The following is a 16938-nucleotide window of genomic DNA, read 5'->3' on the forward strand; positions in this document are numbered from 1 at the left end:
CAGCCTAATATTCAAACGTTTCCATGTACTTCATATATTTTACAACCATCAACGCGATCTTAAAGGTAATGGCATCCTCAAACACACGCAAATCAAGACCGGTGCTCTTCTGCAGCTTATCCAGGCGGTATACAAGCGTATTCCTGTGGATAAACAGCTGACGGCTTGTCTCTGATACATTCAGGCTGTTTTCAAAAAATTTATTGATTGTGGTAAGCGTCTCTTCATCGAAATCATCCGGGCTTTTCCCGCCGAAAATTTCCTTGATAAACATCTTGCAAAGAGGAATGGGAAGCTGGTAAATCAGCCTTCCGATACCCAATTCATTGTATGCGATAATGTTTCGTTCGTCAAAGAAAATTTTTCCCACATCCAGCGCCATTTTGGCTTCCTTGTAGGAGCGGCTCACCTCTTTGATTTCCTTTACTATGGTTCCGTAGGCGATACGCACGCCCGCAATTCCTTCTTTTTCCAGAAAATCGTCAATGGTCCTGGCCGCGCGTTCGATTTCCTTGCCGGCGTCAGCCTCCACCAGTTCCTTTACAACGATTACATTATTTTCATCCACTGCCGTGATGAAATCCTTGTTATTGCTGCCAAAGCTGCCGCGCATCAGTTCCAGGACATTGCTGTCCCTGCTGTTCTCCGATTCGATGATCAGCGCGACTCTGGACACGTCCGTGGGAATATGAAGCTTCTTCGCCCTGCTGTAAATGTCCACCAGAAGCAGATTGTCCAGGAGCAGGTTCTTAATGAAATTATCCTTGTCAAACCGTTCCTTGTAAGCTACCAGAAGGCTCTGAATCTGGAAAGCAACCATCTTCCCGATCATGTAAACGTCCTCGCCGGAGCCTCCGATCACAAGGATATATTCCAGCTGCGCTTCATCAAAAATTTTGAAAAACTGGTAACCCTGCACTTCCTGGCTGTCTGCGGGGGATCTGGAAAAATCCTGTGCAGCACCCAGACAATTGCTCATTTCCTCGGATGTTGTTGCGATCATTTTGCCGTCCACGTCAACGACACACAGGTCAACCCGTGCGATGCTGCGCAGCCCGTCAATTGTCGTCTGTAATACCTGATTTGATATCATATTCTTACCCCACTCCTTCTCTATGCAATTTCCACAAACGTTATGGCCGCCGGAAAATTGCCTATTGTAACACCCTTTTTCCATTTTAATTGAAAACCACAAAAAGATCCATAGGAAACTCAAAAAATTTATGCACTTTTGAGCTTTTTTTTCATTTATCCTATTTTTTACCTTCTGGGCAACCTAAACAAAAAAAGACAGGCTCATTCACCCGTCCCTTTTCTTATTGTATTCATTCACATTATGTGCAAAAGCCCGGTATACCAGCTTGCGCTTCAGCCGCGCGAACAGGGAGGGATTCTGCACCCAGGTCACCGCTCCAAAGGGGAGGGAAACCCACAGCTCCGCATTAACAAAATGTGCATAGTCATGCATCAGATAAAGATCCTCCGGCCACGGCATTCTGGATATCACCACATCCGGCGCCAGGTCGTTAAGTGCATTAACAAGTCTTTCCGGCTGGTTTCCAAAATCTTCATAGGCGCCGCAGCCCCGGATCAGGAGATTATCCTGATATTCGGAAATGATTTCCCCAAGCACCTCCAGATTGTCATGGGTATCCGCCAGAAGATACACACTGTTGCGGTTCCTTCCGAATTTCTTCAGAAGCTCCCGCAGATAAACCTTTTCGTCAATCTCGCGGATTCTGTTCCTTCCGGCTATCCCTGCTGCCTCAAGCACATCCGGTTCCGTACAAATCGTCATATCAACAGCTTCCAGGCACTCCCTCAGCTGTTCATCCTTGGATGCCTGCGCCAGGTTGGAACTGGAAATATACGCAATCGTATTAAGCGCCCCGTTGTGCAGGAAGCTGTCTGTATTGCGCAGCGCTTCGCGCGCCCCGTAATCATATAATTTAATTCCTAATATCGTATATTTCTGCATACCTTCACCCTGACAAAAAATGCCTGTCCCCGACATGATATTCTGCAACACCTGCAGTATATCTGCTTCCTTCGTCGGCTTCCCCAAAAAAGCCCACAGGAATAAGACCGGCACCTTCTGCGCACAGACCCCCCAGCCATTATCGTTCCGCCGGCACGGCCGTCCTGCAACAGCTGTCCGGCAGGCGGCCTTTCGGTCCGCACATAACCTACGCCCTATTATAACAGATAATATCCAGGCGCGCAACGCGCCTGTCTTATGCGGGCGTTTTATAGAAAAACTCAGTACCCGTAAAGGGACTGAACAGGTACAGGATTCGTTACAGCTTACCCCCGGCTGAGAAAAACGTTCAGCAGCATGTAGGCCAGGCAGACCACAATACCTATTACCAGCGGCACGCTGACCAGCCTGCCCTTTTTCTTTCCGCTTTTCCGCTCCTGCAAAAGCCACGCCGCATATTCATCCCGTCCCTGGTTCCTGCACAGCCATACGAGCACGCAGGCTGCCAGCGCCGTACATACTACGGCAATAACCAGGTATATGCCGATTAACGGAAGCATATCCTCGGCGGTAACCGCCGCCTGCGTCTGCTGCAGCCATACCTCAGGCATAAAATGCTGGTAAAAATACATCAGCAGCACCGACTGGGCATTGAATATCACATGCATCAGAACGGAGGACCACAGGCTTCCCGTAGCTTCAACAAGCACGGCCATGGCAACGCCCAGGGCAAACGCGTAGGGCGCCTGGTTAAAATTCATATGCATCAGCCCGAAAAGCAGGGAAGACAGAAGGACCGCTCCCGTTACGTTCCCGCTTTTCAGATAACCTCTGTATACTACGCCTCGGAAACAGAACTCTTCACAGAACGGCCCGAACAGCGCCATCATGAAAAAGGTCAGCCAGAAGGGAAGGTTCATCACCTCACTGCTGATGGAAGTGACGGCATTGTCCACAAAAAGCATGCTGATCGCATTTAAAAGCGTCGTCAGCGGCTGCATCAGAAAGGTATAGAGGATAATCATCAGCACTGAAGATATTTTCAGCTTATGAAATCCCAGCACCCGGTTCGGTTTTTCTTTGGAAGCAAGCAGGGCAATCACCGCGGGTACCGCCAGTATCAGCTCGCTTACCAGGAGATTGACGGCCATCCCCATCTGATACACATTCTGCAGCGCTATCAGAACCCCGACCACCGCCAGATGCAGCATTATCACACCCAGGAAATACCAGTTTACTTTCTTGTAATTCATGCCCTGCTCCTATTTTATCTTTCTGATGGATTTTTCCGTAATCTCAATGCGGCCGTTTTTCAGCAGATGGCCCACCGCTCTTTTGAATTCATTCTTGCTCATATTGGTCTCTCTTTTAATGACCTCCGGCGAAGCCTTGTCGTTGAAGGGAAGCACGCCGTCAAAGCTTTCAATCAGCCTCATGACCTTATCCGCATCCGTTTCTATGATGAGATAGGCTTTATCGCGCACGCTCAGATCCAGCTTTCCGTCCTCATGTACAGCGATAACCCTGGCCTCCACCGTATCTCCCACCTTTAATTCCCCGTACATTTCCCTGGGGGGGATCAGGGCGGAATACTGATTATCCACCGCGACAAACGCACCGAACTGACGGCTGATTTCATAGAGATGGCCGCTCACACGGTCATCCTTATGGTATGGACTGTCCGTTTTCAGATAATGATAAATTTTCATGGTTGCGCACAGACGGCCGCTCTTATCCACATACAGCGCCGCAGGAAAGCTTTCCCCTTCCTGGACGCGTCTCGTCTGTTCCTTGAACGGCAGAAAAAGGTCCTTTTCCAGGCCCCAGTCCAGAAAAGCGCCCAGCTTTCCCGTCTGAGCCACGGTCAGCACCGCCACCTCGCCAAGGCAAAGGCTAGGCTTTGTGGTTGTGGAAATCAGGCGGTCCCTGGAATCCCTGTATACAAATACGGTAATCCGGTCCCCCAACCCGCAGCCCTCCGGCACCTGTTTCCCGGGAAGCAGGACCTTGTCCTCCCTGTTGTCCTCCGGAGCCAGGTAAACACCGAAATCCACCTTTTTTACAACCGTCAGCTCCTGCATTTTTCCTAATTCAATCTGCATAATTTTCCTCACTGCTTCTGTTTTCTGAACTCCACAACCGCATAGGGCTGTCCTGCCCCGTCACACAGGGATACCTTCAGCGTATCCTCCTGTTCAAACACCTCAGGCACAATACAGTCATGGAGCAGCGCGGATTTTCTGTATTCCGCACGCATCTGCCCGATGGAAAACCCTTCCGGCAGATAGTCCTGGGCCATATAAATATACTGCCCGTTATTTACATGATGATTACTGTCCAGATGCTGTTTTCCTACCGTAAAGGAGGGCATTTTCCTGCCCTCTCCCTCCAGGCTTATCTTGCGCGGCTCATAATCCATGGGAAGCTTTGGCTCCGGCACATAGGCCTTCACCATTTCCTCCGTGGGACGCGCAGGGCGCCCGGCCTTCAGATCCATCAGGCTCCAGATAGAGTTTGCCCTGATAATGCGCTCCCCTTTATCGTCCTCCATAAAAAAGTTACGAAAGCCCATGAAGCCTCTGAATTCATAGGGATATGTGCCAATGGTTATATTGTCACATAATTTCGGGTATCTGTCTATCACAATCTGCCAGTAGGACATCACCCACACAAGACTGCGTTCCTCCAGATAATCAATTCCCACGCCAAGCTGCTCCGAATGGAACGTGGAGCAGTCCTGAAAATAATCTACAATAGACGCTATGCTCAGCTTCCGCTCCGGGTCCAGCTCGCTGTATCTGACTTTGCTTTGAAATGTATACACTTAAATCTTCCTCCTCCGGAAACCGCTGTATGCGGCTATCCGGTTTTCCGGTCTGAAATTTTATTATAACTCAGGATGCCGCGAGATTCAATGTCTGTTGTTCTGGGGAAATGAAGTTAAACCTCTTTACGGGCAGGGGGAGTCTCATATTTCCGGCATTCCCTGATTATACAAAGATAACCTTCTATCTCCTGATAATCCAGCTGCATTTTCTCCAGATAAAGAGCAGCCAGCCTTCGGCGGATGGAAAAGGATTCCTCCGTACTTTGTACCTCCTGAGGCAAATCTCCCTGCGCCAGCAGGAAAAAGGTTCTTGCGGCGTCATATTCCCGGGGGCCGTAACAAACATTCATAAAATCGATGACCCTCCAGGAGCCGTCGCCGCCCACCAGGACATTTCCCGGATGGTAATCGCCATGGCAAAGATAATCGGCATCTGGCAGACCTTCGCTCCTTTCGTACAGCGCCTCTTTATCCGGTGTTTTTCTCCCAATGCAGGAAAGCAGGAACTGCTTATAGGACATCCCCTGCCTGGTCCGGCAGCTTATTATCCGCTTATGCAGAAGCGCAAACCTTTCCATCAGGCCGTCAACGCTTTCCCCTGCTGCTAATTTATCCAGCGCGGATTCGCCGCAGATCTTTTCATAGATAATTCCTACCCTGCTGTCCAGCATGGCTAATTTATGTGCCTTCGGCACAGGGAGCCGCATTTCTTCCATCAGGCAGGCATTGTCATATTCCCTTTTTACCGCATCCACAGGGCAGCCCGGTATAAACAGCTTGCACACCGTACCATCACCGCAGTCAAAGACCTCCGCAGTTGCGCCTCTTCCTATCAGCTTCATTTGCTCCTCCTTATGTAAACCGGGTGACAATGGCATGTAAACCGGGTGATAACAGGAAACTCTTTGATTAAACAAGTCGGCGGATATCATATTCCGCAGGCCCGGAATAGCCGTCCTTTGCCCAGACGGCGGCCAGGATCGTTAAGAACCAATCTGTTTATACCAGCCAAAGGCCGAACGCCGGAGTATTTGTCAGTTGGTTATTATACATCATAACAAAAAATAATTTATTAGCAATATAATAATCCAATAAAATCCTCCTCCGGACCGGCAAATATCATTTACACAGCAAAAAACAGCGGAATAACCGCCGTTTTTTGTATACAGAATCAGTCTTTTCAACCGGAATACCTGCTTTTTACCCATTTCCCTTCAAAGCCTGAAGTTCCGATATACGCTTATCTTACTCACTGCAAAGAAATTGTCATACCATCATAAGCGATCGCTCCGTCCGTTCCCCAATACCGGCGCAGCTCCTCCTCCGCTCTTCCCGGATCTCCAAGAACCCGCAGTCCATGATGAATAAATACAAGCGTACGGATATTTTTTCCTGCAGCCTTCAGGAAACGGCACACCTGCGGGATCTGATGGTGGCCGGTTTCCATGAACATAAGGTCACAGTAATCCGGGACGGTATCCGCAAGATCCTCAAGGCTGGTATCCCCGGAATAAAAAATACTTTTCCCGGCAAGCCCGATGCGGAAGGAAAAGGAAAGGTACGGCGCAGGCGGCGCATAAGGCAGATGATGGTTGTGGACGGCCTCTAACGTAAATGCCTCCTCCTCCCCGCTCCACAGCAGTCCGTCTCTGACAGCATGAGCCTGATGGCCATAGCCGCAGCAAAAGCCGTCTTCCGTATTGTTAAGAAGCGCCATCATCCCTTCATAGGAATCCAGACAGGGCAGGTAGGTATGGATGACAGGGGAAACCGGCAGCTTTTGCTTTACAACGGAAAGCTTACGTATCGTCCAAAGAAGATTGGGCAGGCCGCCGATATGATCCATATGGCAGTGGGAAATAAACACAGCCCTTGTTTTGAGCAGATCAAGGCCCATGAGATGGGCGGTATAAGAACAGGTCTCCCCCGCATCTAAAAAGAAGAGGCTGTCAGGAAGTTCTATAGCCAGGCTGGTATGGTGGCGGCCGGGAAAAGGCTCGGTACCGGAGCAGCTTCCCAGGATATGGATTTTGGCGGAAGGCTGTTTTTCCTCATTCATTTTACTCACTCCTTTACGGCTCCCACCACCATGCCTGTAACGAAATAACGCTGCAGGAACGGATAAAGAAGCAGAATCGGCACCATGGATACGATAACCTTGGCGGAATTGAAGGTCAGGCTGGAAACGGCAAGCATTTCCTGTACCTCCTCGGCCGTCATGGATGCCATCATATCTGTATTCAGTGAGGAGGACAGGGACTGGATATAGGTCTGCAGAGGCAGCCTGTTCATGGAATTGATGTAAATTTTTCCGTCAAAGTAGGAATTCCAGTGGCTAACCACGGCAAACAGCCCGATGGTAGCCAGGGGCGCCTTGGACAGGGGCAGGAATATTTTCCCCAGCACCACCCAGGGGCCGGCCCCGTCCACATAAGCGGATTCCTCCAGGGATTGCGGAATGGCCTTGAAAAAATTCATCAGAATAATAACATTGAATACCGGCACCGCGCCCGGGAGCACCAGCGCCCAGAAGGTATCCATCATGTGCAGCTTATTGATGACCATAAAGGTGGGAACCAGGCCTCCGCTGAAAAGCATGGTAAATACCACGATCCACATATAGATTTTTTTACTCCGAAACTGGGACGGCGCCTTGGACAGAGGATAGGCCATAAGTATGGAAAGCACCATATTCAGGGCTACGCCGATGAGCACCCGTTCCAGCGATACGCCGAAGGAGGTCCAGAACTGGGTTTCCTCCAGCATGTTCTGATAGGAGGCAAGCGTGAAATTCACAGGCCACAGCTTCACCAGCCCCATCGCCGCGCTCGTCCTGTCACTGAAGGAAATGGCAATGGTGTTCAGTATGGGGACGAGGCAGATGATCCCGCAGAAAAGCAGGAAAAAATAAATCAGGACATCGGAAAACTTAAGTTTCTTTTTCTTCATACCTCGCCTCCTAAAACACACGATAACCCACAAATTTATCCGCCAGCTTATAGGACACCACCAGCAGGACAAAGCTTATCAGGGATTTGAACAGGCCCACCGCGGTTCCGTTGCTGTACTGCAGATCCACCAGGCCCATACGGTAAACATAGGTGTCAATGATGTCGCCGGTCTGATAAACAAGGGGCGAATAGAGGTTGAATACCTGATCAAAACCGCCGCTGAGGATTTTCCCCATATTCAAAGTGGTCATGAGCACAATGGTAGGTACGATGCCGGGCAGGGTGATGTACAGTATCTTTTTCAGGCGGTTCGCGCCGTCCATGCCGGCGGCTTCATAAAGGGTGGGATCGATGTTAGTCATTGCCGCCACATAAACGATGGCGCTGTAGCCGAACTCCTTCCACACCTCTCCGCCGATAAGGATTTTGCGGAACCATTGATTGCTGATCATGAACATTTCCGGCTCCCTGCCGAACAGCCCCGCCAGCTGGTTGATAATCCCGGTATAGGAAAAAAGGTTACTGAACATGACCGCCAGGATTACCCACGATAAAAAGTGGGGCAGGTAAACGGTCGTCTGAATAATCCTCTTAAATTTCAGGTTCCGGCATTCATTTAAAAGCAGTGCGAACACAATGGCTGCCAGCGTCACCAGAACAAGCTTGGAGACAGAAATGACCACCGTATTTTTCAGCACATTCCAGAAGGTGGGCAGCCGGAACAGACGCTGGAAATTTTTCAGTCCCACAAAATCGGAGCCAAGAAGCCCTTTAATAGGCACATAGTTCTGAAAAGCCATAATAAGACCGCCCATGGGGACAATATGGAACAGAAGGAGGAACAGCATGCCCGGCGCAAGCATGAGATGATAGGGGAGCTGGGAGCGGCTTGTATGCGCCGCTCCGTTTTTTTTAACTTTTGCCATGATTCTACCCCCGTTTTATCTGCCCAGAACCTGTTTGACTTCCTCAAGCAGCGTATCGCCGCCGATATTCTTCCACTGGGTCACAAAATCATCGAAATAATCCACGCTCTTTTCACCGATGATGATGCTCAGATACATTTCCTGCTCCAGGGTATCCAGCTCTGCCTGCAGGGATGCGCTGGAATCCGTGGTATAGTAATACGCCGCCTCATGAGAGTTCATTTCACTACCGGAAAGAAGGTTGCTTCCCACATAGCGGTAGTAATAGGACTTGAAGGAAAGCTCGGTTTTATCGGAACCGTCCGCATACTGTGTGGCGAGCACCACCTGATCCTTATCATACTGGGTCATGCCCTCGTACTCCGTATAGCTTCCCGTTTCAATATTTTCTTTAACCGCCTTACCCAGCTTCTCAATAATATCAAAATAATCATAGGTAACGGAGCCCTGAGGGAACACGGCGCGGCGTCCGTTGCTGGAGGATGCGATTCCTGCAGCATTGAAGATTTCATTTGCTTTTTCATCAAAGCCGCGGTACAGATCGTTACCGATACCGATTATTTTTACAGCCCTGGCCGGATCCGCACATTTGGAGCTGATACAGAGCATGGATGAAGTAGGTTCGGGAAGGACATAATTGTATTTTCCGCTGCCATCCAGAGGAGCGGCCACAGCCACCAGCTCAATGTCCGGGTTATTGGTAAATGCATCCGTATAGTTGGCATGGACCGCGCCGAAGTATGCGCCGCTCTGGCCGGAGGTGAATACGGCCTCCGTCTCCCCGCTGCCGATCCGGGTGGCAAACTGCCTGTCGATCAGCCCCTTTTTATACCAGTCCTGAAGCAGCGTAAGAACCTCCTTCATCCGTTCATCGGTAGAGCCATAATAAATTTCCCCGTTTTCATCCTCCATCCAGTAATTCGGATAAACACCGAAGGCATAAAAAATGGGTTCCAGGCCGAAGGCATGATTGTATCTGGCAACCGGTTTGGTGGCGTCCACGGTAAGGCCGGTGGTATCATCAACGCCGTTGCCGTCCGGATCCTCTTCCACAAAGGCGGTGAGCACCTTTTCCAGGTCCTCCATGGTTTTGGGCACTTCCAGTCCCAGATTGTCCAGCCAGTCCTTACGCAGCCACAGCACATCCTGCTGCCCGTCCAGGTTGCCGGCAGGAATCGCCATCAGGCGTCCGTCTATGGTAACCGGCTCCAGGTTACGGCCGCCGTAGGAAGCGTCAATTCCTTTGATGGTGTCGGAAATGTTCTCCTCATAGATATCTGTCAGATCTGCCAGCAGCCCGTTCTGCGCCAGCTGGAGAAAGGTACGGTAATCATTGCAGTAAAAAATATCGGGCAGATTTCCGGATGCAATATTTAAAGACAGCTTGTTGTTGTACTCAGAGCCTTCCGCCTGCCAGGCCAATTTCATATCCACCTGATAGTTGTCCCGAATATAGTCCAGCACCACATTGTCATCCGGTGTCTGTCCCTCCGGCAGGGTGACGCTCGGATAAGAGGATTTTGAAAAAGTAAAGGTAATCATATCCTCATTCGCATTTTCTCCGGCTGCAGGGGTTTCCCCGGTTGCGGCATTTTCCCCGGCTGCGGCGCTCTGTGAGGCGGCAGTCTGTGTTTCCCTGTCCGGGGCGCTCCCCACAGCAGGCTTTTCTGTGCCGCCACACCCGCACAACAGGATTGTAAAGGTGGTTCCCAGGGCAATCAGACGGTTTACAGCTTTGTTCTTCATAACGATACCTCCTTGTATTTTCTGGCCTCATTATAGCCTGAATACTGTTCCCTCCTGAACTGCCAAAACCGGCATGCCAGAGTAAATTTCCGGTATCTTTCACAGCTGTCCGTTTACTCCATATCTGTTGTTTTTCTTTTGACTCCGGAGCATCCCTTGCTATACCCTCCTGCCGTACAGCTGCTTATACTCTGTCGGCGTGTACCCCGTATACTTCTTAAATACCTTTGTAAAATACTTGGGATTATTCCCGTAACCCACCGCGGCCGCCGCGCTTTCGCTGCCTGCCGCGGTTGATTCCAGCAGCTGCTTTGCCGCTTCCACCCGGGTACGGTTCAGATAAGCTGTAAATTTACAACCTGTCCTCTGGGCGAAACGCTTGCTCACATAATCTTCATTCAGAAACACCAGCTGTCCTGCAATCCATTTCAGATTCAGCCCCTCCTCCGCATAATGGGTACGGACATACTCAATGATAATATCCGTAAAATCCCTGTATTCCTCTTCCTGCAGCGTATCCGTATCTGCAGGGAGGCAGGCGGCTTCAGGAAATTCCTTTTCCGGCCGGGAATGCAGGCCCATTTTCTCCCGCCGGAACCAGTTCCGTCCCAGCGTATAATAAAAACCGTCATAAACCCCGTATTCCCTTTCCATAAATCCCATCAGCCCTCTCAGATTTACCGGACAGCAGATTCTTTTTTCCGGATGGATGCCCAGCGTGCGGGTAATGTATTCCGCCAACGTTTCCTTCAGTTCCTCCATCAGTCCTGAAGGTACAGCCGCTCCGCCGGTATGGCTGCCGGTATCTTCTGTGCCGTTTCCGGCATACGCCCCCATCCCGCTTCTGCCTCCTGCTATTCCGCCCTCTGCGATTCTTCCTTCTTTGTTTCTTACATCTCCCCCCATGCGGCTTCCCATTTCTTTTTCATTCTCTCTTCCCGGCCCGTTTTTCCCTCCTTCCCGCTGCAGGACATAAAAGCCGCCGACCGCCTGTCCTATGCGCACAGCCACAGGAATAAAGCTGAGCCGCCCGGCGGCGCAGCCCTGGAAAATATCCATCAGCCCTCTTCCCACAGCAGGCAGGGGCACCTGGGAAAAACCCGCCCACAACAGGATATCCCGTTCCATCAGCATGGGAAAATCCGCATCCCGGAAAAAAGAGGTGAAATCCTCCTGAAGGCAGGTCAGTATGGTCTGCCGAAGCAGCGCCGTACGGATCCCCTCCTTGTGCACGGCGGTTTCCAGATTGGCATTTTTTATTTCCAGCTCCCGCAGTGCGCTTTGTATGGCGCGTCGGATATCCTCCTCACTGCAGGGCTTGAGCAGAAACTGCTTTACGCCTTCCTTCATCGCCTGCTTTGCCAGTTCAAACTCCCCATAGCCGGACAGAATAATAAATTCCGGGTACGGATCAGACTCCCGCACCCTGCGAACCAGCTCCAGCCCGTCCATAACCGGCATTTTAATATCCGTGATAATAATATCCGGCCGCACCTCCTCCACGGCCTTCAGCGCCTCAAAGGCATTCAGACAGACACGGCAGAGCACGGCGCCGCAGGACTCCCAGTCCACCTGCCGTCTGATTGCCTCAGCCACCAGCTTTTCGTCATCCACTAAAATAACCTTTTTCATAACTTCCCCCAAATATCAGAGGCAGAAAGCAGCGCCGGCTCATTGTTTTCCCGGAGAGTATATCTCAGCAGCCTTCCCAGCGCCTCCGTAATCTGCGAAATCGTCTCCTGATGATTTTCCCTGGCCTTCCAGTTAATTGTCTGCAGGGTATTGAACAGGAAATGGGGATTGATCTGATTTTGCAGCACCTTCAGCTGGTTTTCACGGATGAGCATCTGCTTCACATAATTGTCCTGGATCAGCCGGTCCACATGGCCGACCATATCCTCAAACCGGTCACAAACCTGCTCCAGTTCATCCTGCTGTCCCTTCCCGCGTCTGGACTCAGCCCTGAAATCCCCTTCCTGCACGCTCTTCATGCGCCCGGTTAAGTAAGTAAAACGCCTCGTAATCAGTCCTGTCAGCTTTTCACAATAGAAAACCGACAGTCCCACCACCGCCGCCACCACACCCCAGAACACAACTTTCAGGAAACGCATCATGCCGAACAAATCATCATATAAAATGAGGAACACATAACTCCAGCCATAATCCGTCCCGTCAAGCCAGGAGGCAAAGTATTTTTTCCCATTTAACGTAACGCTCCTGTAATCCCTGTTCCCTCGCTGCACAAGCTCCCGTGAGGGCAGCGCGGCAATATCGGAATACAGCAACTTTTCCCCGTCCATTACCGCCAGACCCGGCGAATATCTTACATTGCTGTTGTTTTTCAGGAGCCCTTCAATGCTCCCTTCCAGATCATATTCAATGACAAGCAGCGCCAGATCCTCAAAGGTATGATAACGCAAATCTCTGACACTCCTTAATCCGTAAATCCGATTTGCAGGATACCCTTTCACATACCAGGTAATTTCGCTGCTGATTTCCGCCAGGCTTTTCCGCATTTCCTCCAGCCTGCTCCTGTCGTAGGAACGTCTGCTGCTTCCCACATAGTACCACTCATCATCCACAAAAATGGAAATGGACACAATATTCCGGCTAATCCGCAGCTGATCCTGGAGCACCTCGTACAGGGCGCGCAGCTGCCGGATATAGTCCATGCTCACCTCCCAGCTGCGCACGTTTGGCTTCCCCGGTGAAAGTGCGGACTGCACCGTAGCGTCCGTTATAATTTCCACGCTGGTATCATCCGCCTCCTGCAGCTCCATTTCTATATGCCGGATGATCATATTCAGGTTCTGTACGGTAATGTTGTACATGTTTTTTTCATATTCCCGAAAAATAAATGACGCCAGAACCATGATGATTACACTGGAAAAAATTGCTCCCGGAATGCAGATGAGCAGAATCTTATTCTTAAGCCCCTGCTTTTTCCACCATTCCGTTTGCCGTTCCCACCCCTTCCTCCATTTCATATCCTTTCCCCATTTTGACCGTCCTGTTTCCTTCCCCAGCCTGTCACAATATTCAGCTTCAGCGCCTTCGCATCCAGCCAGGCCAGATCCATAAATTCATCATATAGCTTTTCAGGAGAATGGCAGTCGGAACCGATGAGTACGGGAACGCCGGCCCCTGCCGCCCGTTCCCAGAATCTCCGGTGTGGATACTGCAGACGCAGGCCATCCTCAAATTCATCCACTCCCCTACGGTAGCCATTGGCATTGTACTCCAGCAAACAGCCTTCCTTTACCGCCGCATCTATTATTATGTCGCAGGCGCGCTCACAGTTGCCATCCCAGGCAAAGGGATTGATGAACATATAATCCGGATGGGCAACACAGCAGAAATATCCGGTTTTCATCCCCTCCGCCAGGCTTTCTGCATAATCCGGATATTGCTCTGTGCCCGACAGTCCCCCTGCATAGCACAGCTGCCCCAACCGGTCCAGATACATATGCTGGCCCATCAGCAGATAATCACAGCCTCCGGCAGTGAGCAGTTCTTCATAAAAATTCTCTTTCCCCCGGATATACTCCCCTTCAAAGCCGCAGAGAATTTCCATCCGTTCCTTATACCGCTCTTTTTCCCTGTGAACATCTGTAATATACTCCCCTATCTCCTCATAGGGCATACGGTAGCCGAAGGGATTTCCCGGAAACGGCAGATGGTCGGAAAAACCCAGCGTTTCCAGCCCCTTTCTGAAGGCTTCCTGCGCATAATCCTCCGCCGTGCCGCCCGCATGCCTGCAATATGCGGTGTGTGTATGGTAATTTACCGGATAATTTTCCGGCCAGTCTGCCAGATGCTTTTCGGGATAATTGCCCGAACCATCAAATTTTTCCACATCATTTTCCCCCTTTTCCTCTCCATCTCACTACTGTTTTGCCGCAAAATACCTTAAATCATTTTTCATTGTACATCATATCATAACTATATATTTTTGCAAGGGTATATATGGCATATCTTATCTTACTAATTACAGGAATACACTCTATGCTTTTTATATAAGGAGGTGCATTTTATGAATGAAAAAGTAATGATACAGGTTCATGAAAACATAAAAAAATACAGAAAGCTCAACAATATGACCCAGGAAAAGCTGGCTGCGGCCCTGGAAATGGATCCCCAGTACTACGCCCAGCTGGAGCGGGGAGAACGGAATTTCTCCCTGGAAAAGATTGTGAAAATCTGTTCTGTCCTGCATGTGAACGTGGAGGACATTGTGGACATCACACCGGTTGAAAATTCCGGAAAGGAATCCCCGGCCCGGAAGCTGGAACGGCTGCTGCCTCTGATGGACACCCTGTCGGAAAAACAGATGCTGGTGCTGGAAAAATTCATTAAGGAAATCCTGCCTTACCTGAAATAGAATTTATAAAAAACAGGATAATAATGAAACACACAGGAATCATGTAATCTGTGTGACAGATAAAAATTTTTCAAAAAAGCCCGGTGGATTTAGTCCACCGGGTTAACTGCTTCTACCTATAGGCCGGAAATTATTTCTCCATTAACGAAAATTCCATTCCTGTATACACCCTCACCGGATTTCCCCTGACTATCCGGCTGTGCTCCCTCCAGGCCTGGTTTTTCTGCTCTGCCGCCCTTTGCCGCTTCAAATCCGCCAGCCTGGCGTCTATTTTCTCCATTGCCCGCTGCTTATTCCGGTACTGGCTCCTTTCTTCCGTGGAAACTGCCGTAATCCCAGTAGGAATATGAACTATTCTTATGCCGGTTTCCACCTTATTTACATTTTGCCCGCCATTTCCGCCGCAGTGGAATTTTTCAATACGATAGTCCCCGTCTTCCCGGATGTCCTTTCGTTCGGGAATTATGCTGATATCGATAAACCAGTTCTTCCTTTTATGGCCGGGCCGGAAAGGGCTCTGGCAAATCCATTGCACCGTCCCCTCCAGAAAAGCCAGGGAGCTGTCCGCGCTAAAGGTAATGGACTCATAGCAGCCCTTCCCTTTCCCCTTCTTTCCGGATATTTTTACTATCTGAGGAAATTCCTTCTGCAGCGCTTCAAAAATCCTGCCCGCCGCCAGCTCACATTCCTCCGGCCCCTGACCCGCGCTTATCTGAAATATCATCTTTTATCACCTGCCTTAAAATTATATACCGGCTTCAGTATCTTCTCTATTTCTGCCGTATCCCGAATTTTTTCCCGGATATCCTCTATGGAACGGTATGCAAAGGGCGCTTCATCCAGGGTGTCCGCCGCAATGCAGCTGCTGTAAATCCCTTTCATCTCCTTCCGGTAGGCCGCAACCGTATACCTCTCTTTTACCTCGTCCCGGCGGATTTTTCTTCCCGAGCCATGAGGCGCTGAAAAATTCCACTCTGGATTTCCTTTCCCGGTTCCCAGGATTATGCCGTCCCTCATATTGACAGGTATGACTATCTGTTCGCCCCTTCGCGCGGAGATAGCCCCTTTTCTCAGAATACGCATTCCCTCCGAAGCATTAAAATAATTGTGGACGGAGGAACGGGCTTCCTGAGCCTTCAGCTTCATTCCCTTCATAATTTCCTCCGCCATAATCTCCCTGTTCAGCTGCGCGTAACGCTGTACCGTAAGCAGGTCATGCAGGTAATCCTCCATAAGCTCACCCTCCAGCCAGGTAAGAGGATAGGGTGTTTCTATCCCACGTTCCTTTAAAAGCGCCGCCCCGGCTTTCACATAATAGTCGGTCACTTCCTTTCCCAGGTGCCGGCTCCCGGAATGGAGCACCACATAGAGATTTCCTTCCTCATCCCTGTCAACTTCAATAAAATGGTTGCCACCGCCCAGCGTCCCCAGGCTCAATACCGCCTTTTCCCGGCTCACATGCTTAAAGCAGCGAAGCTCCTGCAGTTCAAAGACCTCCGCCCGGTGATGGGACTTCTGCCTTATTTTAAAGCCGGACGGAATTCTTTCACGTATCACCTTATCCAGCTTCTGAAGCTCCATCCGTTTTTCCCGGAGCTGTATACATACAATGCCGCAGCCGATGTCAATGCCCAGCAGCTGCGGAATGATTCTTCTGCCGACCGTCATGGTAAGTCCTATCGGCCCTGCCTGACCGGGATGTACATCCGGCATAATTCTCACTATGCAGCCGTCGCTCACCTCATTATTGCATATCATCTCGATCTGCGCCTTTGCGTAGTCCTCCGCATCGTCTGCAAAAATCTCCGCCTGCGCATATTTTCCTGTTATCTTTTCCATATATTTTTCTGTCTCCATACTTCCGTTTTCTGATTTTGGGCGCAAAAAAAGCACCTCAACAAGAGGTGCCGGATTGCCTTACTATATATGAACCGTCTAATCTTCTATATACGAACCGTCTATACAGTCCTGCCAAGAGTAAGAGCAGCTGCGCCTTTTGCCTTTTGTCCCATATATTCTGTTTTCCCTTTTGTTATCCGCAGCATGGCAATCACTCCTTCCTTTTAAACATGTTCGTTGTTACACAGCTACTTTAACATACCTTATGAATACTTGCAATTATTAATGCA

The 16938-nt window shown here is 50.0% G+C and carries 16 protein-coding genes; 1 reads left to right on the forward strand and 15 read right to left on the reverse strand.

The genetic code is table 11. The annotated features are described in order from the left end of the window. Positions 1-4 precede the first annotated feature (4 nt). From HMPREF1548_RS21715 to HMPREF1548_RS21775, 13 genes are all read right to left on the reverse strand, one after another. Positions 5-1093 carry a PucR family transcriptional regulator gene (locus tag HMPREF1548_RS21715; RefSeq protein ID WP_025488408.1) on the reverse strand — a complete coding sequence of 363 codons (1089 nt, stop codon included), beginning with the start codon at positions 1091-1093 and terminating at the stop codon, positions 5-7. A gap of 207 nt (positions 1094-1300) precedes the next feature. Continuing rightward, positions 1301-1978: a WecB/TagA/CpsF family glycosyltransferase gene (locus HMPREF1548_RS21720; protein ID WP_157065725.1), complete on the reverse strand. Its 678-nt coding sequence runs from the start codon at positions 1976-1978 to the stop codon at positions 1301-1303. A gap of 326 nt (positions 1979-2304) precedes the next feature. After that, positions 2305-3231, reverse strand: a complete 927-nt coding sequence (locus tag HMPREF1548_RS21725) for a type II CAAX endopeptidase family protein (RefSeq protein ID WP_021638749.1) — start codon at positions 3229-3231, stop codon at positions 2305-2307. A 9-nt stretch (positions 3232-3240) separates the two neighbouring features. Then, entirely contained in the window at positions 3241-4080 is an 840-nt protein-coding gene (locus tag HMPREF1548_RS21730) for a CvfB family protein (RefSeq protein ID WP_035323362.1), read from the reverse strand. A gap of 8 nt (positions 4081-4088) precedes the next feature. Next, positions 4089-4802, reverse strand: a complete 714-nt coding sequence (locus tag HMPREF1548_RS21735) for an acyl-[acyl-carrier-protein] thioesterase (RefSeq protein WP_021638751.1) — start codon at positions 4800-4802, stop codon at positions 4089-4091. 116 nt (positions 4803-4918) lie between these two features. Continuing rightward, positions 4919-5647, reverse strand: coding sequence for a phosphotransferase family protein (locus HMPREF1548_RS21740; protein WP_035323365.1), 729 nt, complete (start codon positions 5645-5647; stop codon positions 4919-4921). 407 nt (positions 5648-6054) lie between these two features. Then, positions 6055-6864, reverse strand: a complete 810-nt coding sequence (locus HMPREF1548_RS21745; RefSeq protein WP_021638755.1) for an MBL fold metallo-hydrolase — start codon at positions 6862-6864, stop codon at positions 6055-6057. Between the two features lie 5 nt (positions 6865-6869). Then, positions 6870-7754 carry a carbohydrate ABC transporter permease gene (locus HMPREF1548_RS21750; RefSeq protein WP_021638756.1) on the reverse strand — a complete coding sequence of 295 codons (885 nt, stop codon included), beginning with the start codon at positions 7752-7754 and terminating at the stop codon, positions 6870-6872. Between the two features lie 10 nt (positions 7755-7764). Beyond that, the gene (locus tag HMPREF1548_RS21755; RefSeq protein WP_021638757.1) at positions 7765-8682 is read right to left on the reverse strand and encodes an ABC transporter permease; all 918 of its coding nucleotides are present in this window, start codon (positions 8680-8682) and stop codon (positions 7765-7767) included. Between the two features lie 15 nt (positions 8683-8697). Continuing rightward, positions 8698-10428, reverse strand: coding sequence for an extracellular solute-binding protein (locus HMPREF1548_RS21760; protein WP_021638758.1), 1731 nt, complete (start codon positions 10426-10428; stop codon positions 8698-8700). A 159-nt stretch (positions 10429-10587) separates the two neighbouring features. Further along, positions 10588-12060: a response regulator transcription factor gene (locus tag HMPREF1548_RS21765; protein WP_021638759.1), complete on the reverse strand. Its 1473-nt coding sequence runs from the start codon at positions 12058-12060 to the stop codon at positions 10588-10590. Next, positions 12057-13415 (reverse strand): sensor histidine kinase, encoded by a 1359-nt coding sequence (locus HMPREF1548_RS21770; protein ID WP_021638760.1) that lies wholly within the window; start codon positions 13413-13415, stop codon positions 12057-12059. Before HMPREF1548_RS21770 ends, HMPREF1548_RS21765 begins: the two co-directional genes overlap by 4 nt. After that, positions 13412-14284, reverse strand: coding sequence for a histidinol-phosphatase (locus HMPREF1548_RS21775; RefSeq protein WP_021638761.1), 873 nt, complete (start codon positions 14282-14284; stop codon positions 13412-13414). The genes HMPREF1548_RS21770 and HMPREF1548_RS21775 overlap by 4 nt, the downstream gene beginning before the upstream one ends. Before the next feature lie 177 nt (positions 14285-14461). Between HMPREF1548_RS21775 and HMPREF1548_RS21780 the strand changes: the two genes are divergently transcribed. Beyond that, positions 14462-14809, forward strand: a complete 348-nt coding sequence (locus tag HMPREF1548_RS21780; RefSeq protein ID WP_021638763.1) for a helix-turn-helix domain-containing protein — start codon at positions 14462-14464, stop codon at positions 14807-14809. Between the two features lie 130 nt (positions 14810-14939). Here the strand turns inward: HMPREF1548_RS21780 and prfH are convergent, their stop codons facing one another. Together prfH and HMPREF1548_RS21790 are read right to left on the reverse strand one after the other, a co-directional pair. Then, positions 14940-15533, reverse strand: coding sequence for a peptide chain release factor H (gene prfH / locus HMPREF1548_RS21785; protein WP_021638764.1), 594 nt, complete (start codon positions 15531-15533; stop codon positions 14940-14942). Continuing rightward, positions 15530-16648 (reverse strand): RtcB family protein, encoded by a 1119-nt coding sequence (locus HMPREF1548_RS21790; protein WP_198168669.1) that lies wholly within the window; start codon positions 16646-16648, stop codon positions 15530-15532. Before HMPREF1548_RS21790 ends, prfH begins: the two co-directional genes overlap by 4 nt. Positions 16649-16938 lie beyond the last annotated feature (290 nt).

It is taken from the genome of Clostridium sp. KLE 1755 (assembly GCF_000466465.2).
Taxonomy (GTDB): domain Bacteria; phylum Bacillota; class Clostridia; order Lachnospirales; family Lachnospiraceae; genus Eisenbergiella; species Eisenbergiella porci.

What these genes read in the sequence shown, in the direction of transcription:
- HMPREF1548_RS21715 (WP_025488408.1), bottom strand. Translation starts at nt 1,093, where the DNA reads ATGATATCAAATCAGGTATTACAGACGACAATTGACGGGCTGCGCAGC.
- HMPREF1548_RS21720 (WP_157065725.1), bottom strand. Translation starts at nt 1,978, where the DNA reads ATGCAGAAATATACGATATTAGGAATTAAATTATATGATTACGGGGCG.
- HMPREF1548_RS21725 (WP_021638749.1), bottom strand. Translation starts at nt 3,231, where the DNA reads ATGAATTACAAGAAAGTAAACTGGTATTTCCTGGGTGTGATAATGCTG.
- HMPREF1548_RS21730 (WP_035323362.1), bottom strand. Translation starts at nt 4,080, where the DNA reads ATGCAGATTGAATTAGGAAAAATGCAGGAGCTGACGGTTGTAAAAAAG.
- HMPREF1548_RS21740 (WP_035323365.1), bottom strand. Translation starts at nt 5,647, where the DNA reads ATGAAGCTGATAGGAAGAGGCGCAACTGCGGAGGTCTTTGACTGCGGT.
- HMPREF1548_RS21745 (WP_021638755.1), bottom strand. Translation starts at nt 6,864, where the DNA reads ATGAATGAGGAAAAACAGCCTTCCGCCAAAATCCATATCCTGGGAAGC.
- HMPREF1548_RS21750 (WP_021638756.1), bottom strand. Translation starts at nt 7,754, where the DNA reads ATGAAGAAAAAGAAACTTAAGTTTTCCGATGTCCTGATTTATTTTTTC.
- HMPREF1548_RS21755 (WP_021638757.1), bottom strand. Translation starts at nt 8,682, where the DNA reads ATGGCAAAAGTTAAAAAAAACGGAGCGGCGCATACAAGCCGCTCCCAG.
- HMPREF1548_RS21760 (WP_021638758.1), bottom strand. Translation starts at nt 10,428, where the DNA reads ATGAAGAACAAAGCTGTAAACCGTCTGATTGCCCTGGGAACCACCTTT.
- HMPREF1548_RS21765 (WP_021638759.1), bottom strand. Translation starts at nt 12,060, where the DNA reads ATGAAAAAGGTTATTTTAGTGGATGACGAAAAGCTGGTGGCTGAGGCA.
- HMPREF1548_RS21770 (WP_021638760.1), bottom strand. Translation starts at nt 13,415, where the DNA reads ATGAAATGGAGGAAGGGGTGGGAACGGCAAACGGAATGGTGGAAAAAG.
- HMPREF1548_RS21780 (WP_021638763.1), top strand. Translation starts at nt 14,462, where the DNA reads ATGAATGAAAAAGTAATGATACAGGTTCATGAAAACATAAAAAAATAC.
- prfH (WP_021638764.1), bottom strand. Translation starts at nt 15,533, where the DNA reads ATGATATTTCAGATAAGCGCGGGTCAGGGGCCGGAGGAATGTGAGCTG.
- HMPREF1548_RS21790 (WP_198168669.1), bottom strand. Translation starts at nt 16,648, where the DNA reads ATGGAAAAGATAACAGGAAAATATGCGCAGGCGGAGATTTTTGCAGAC.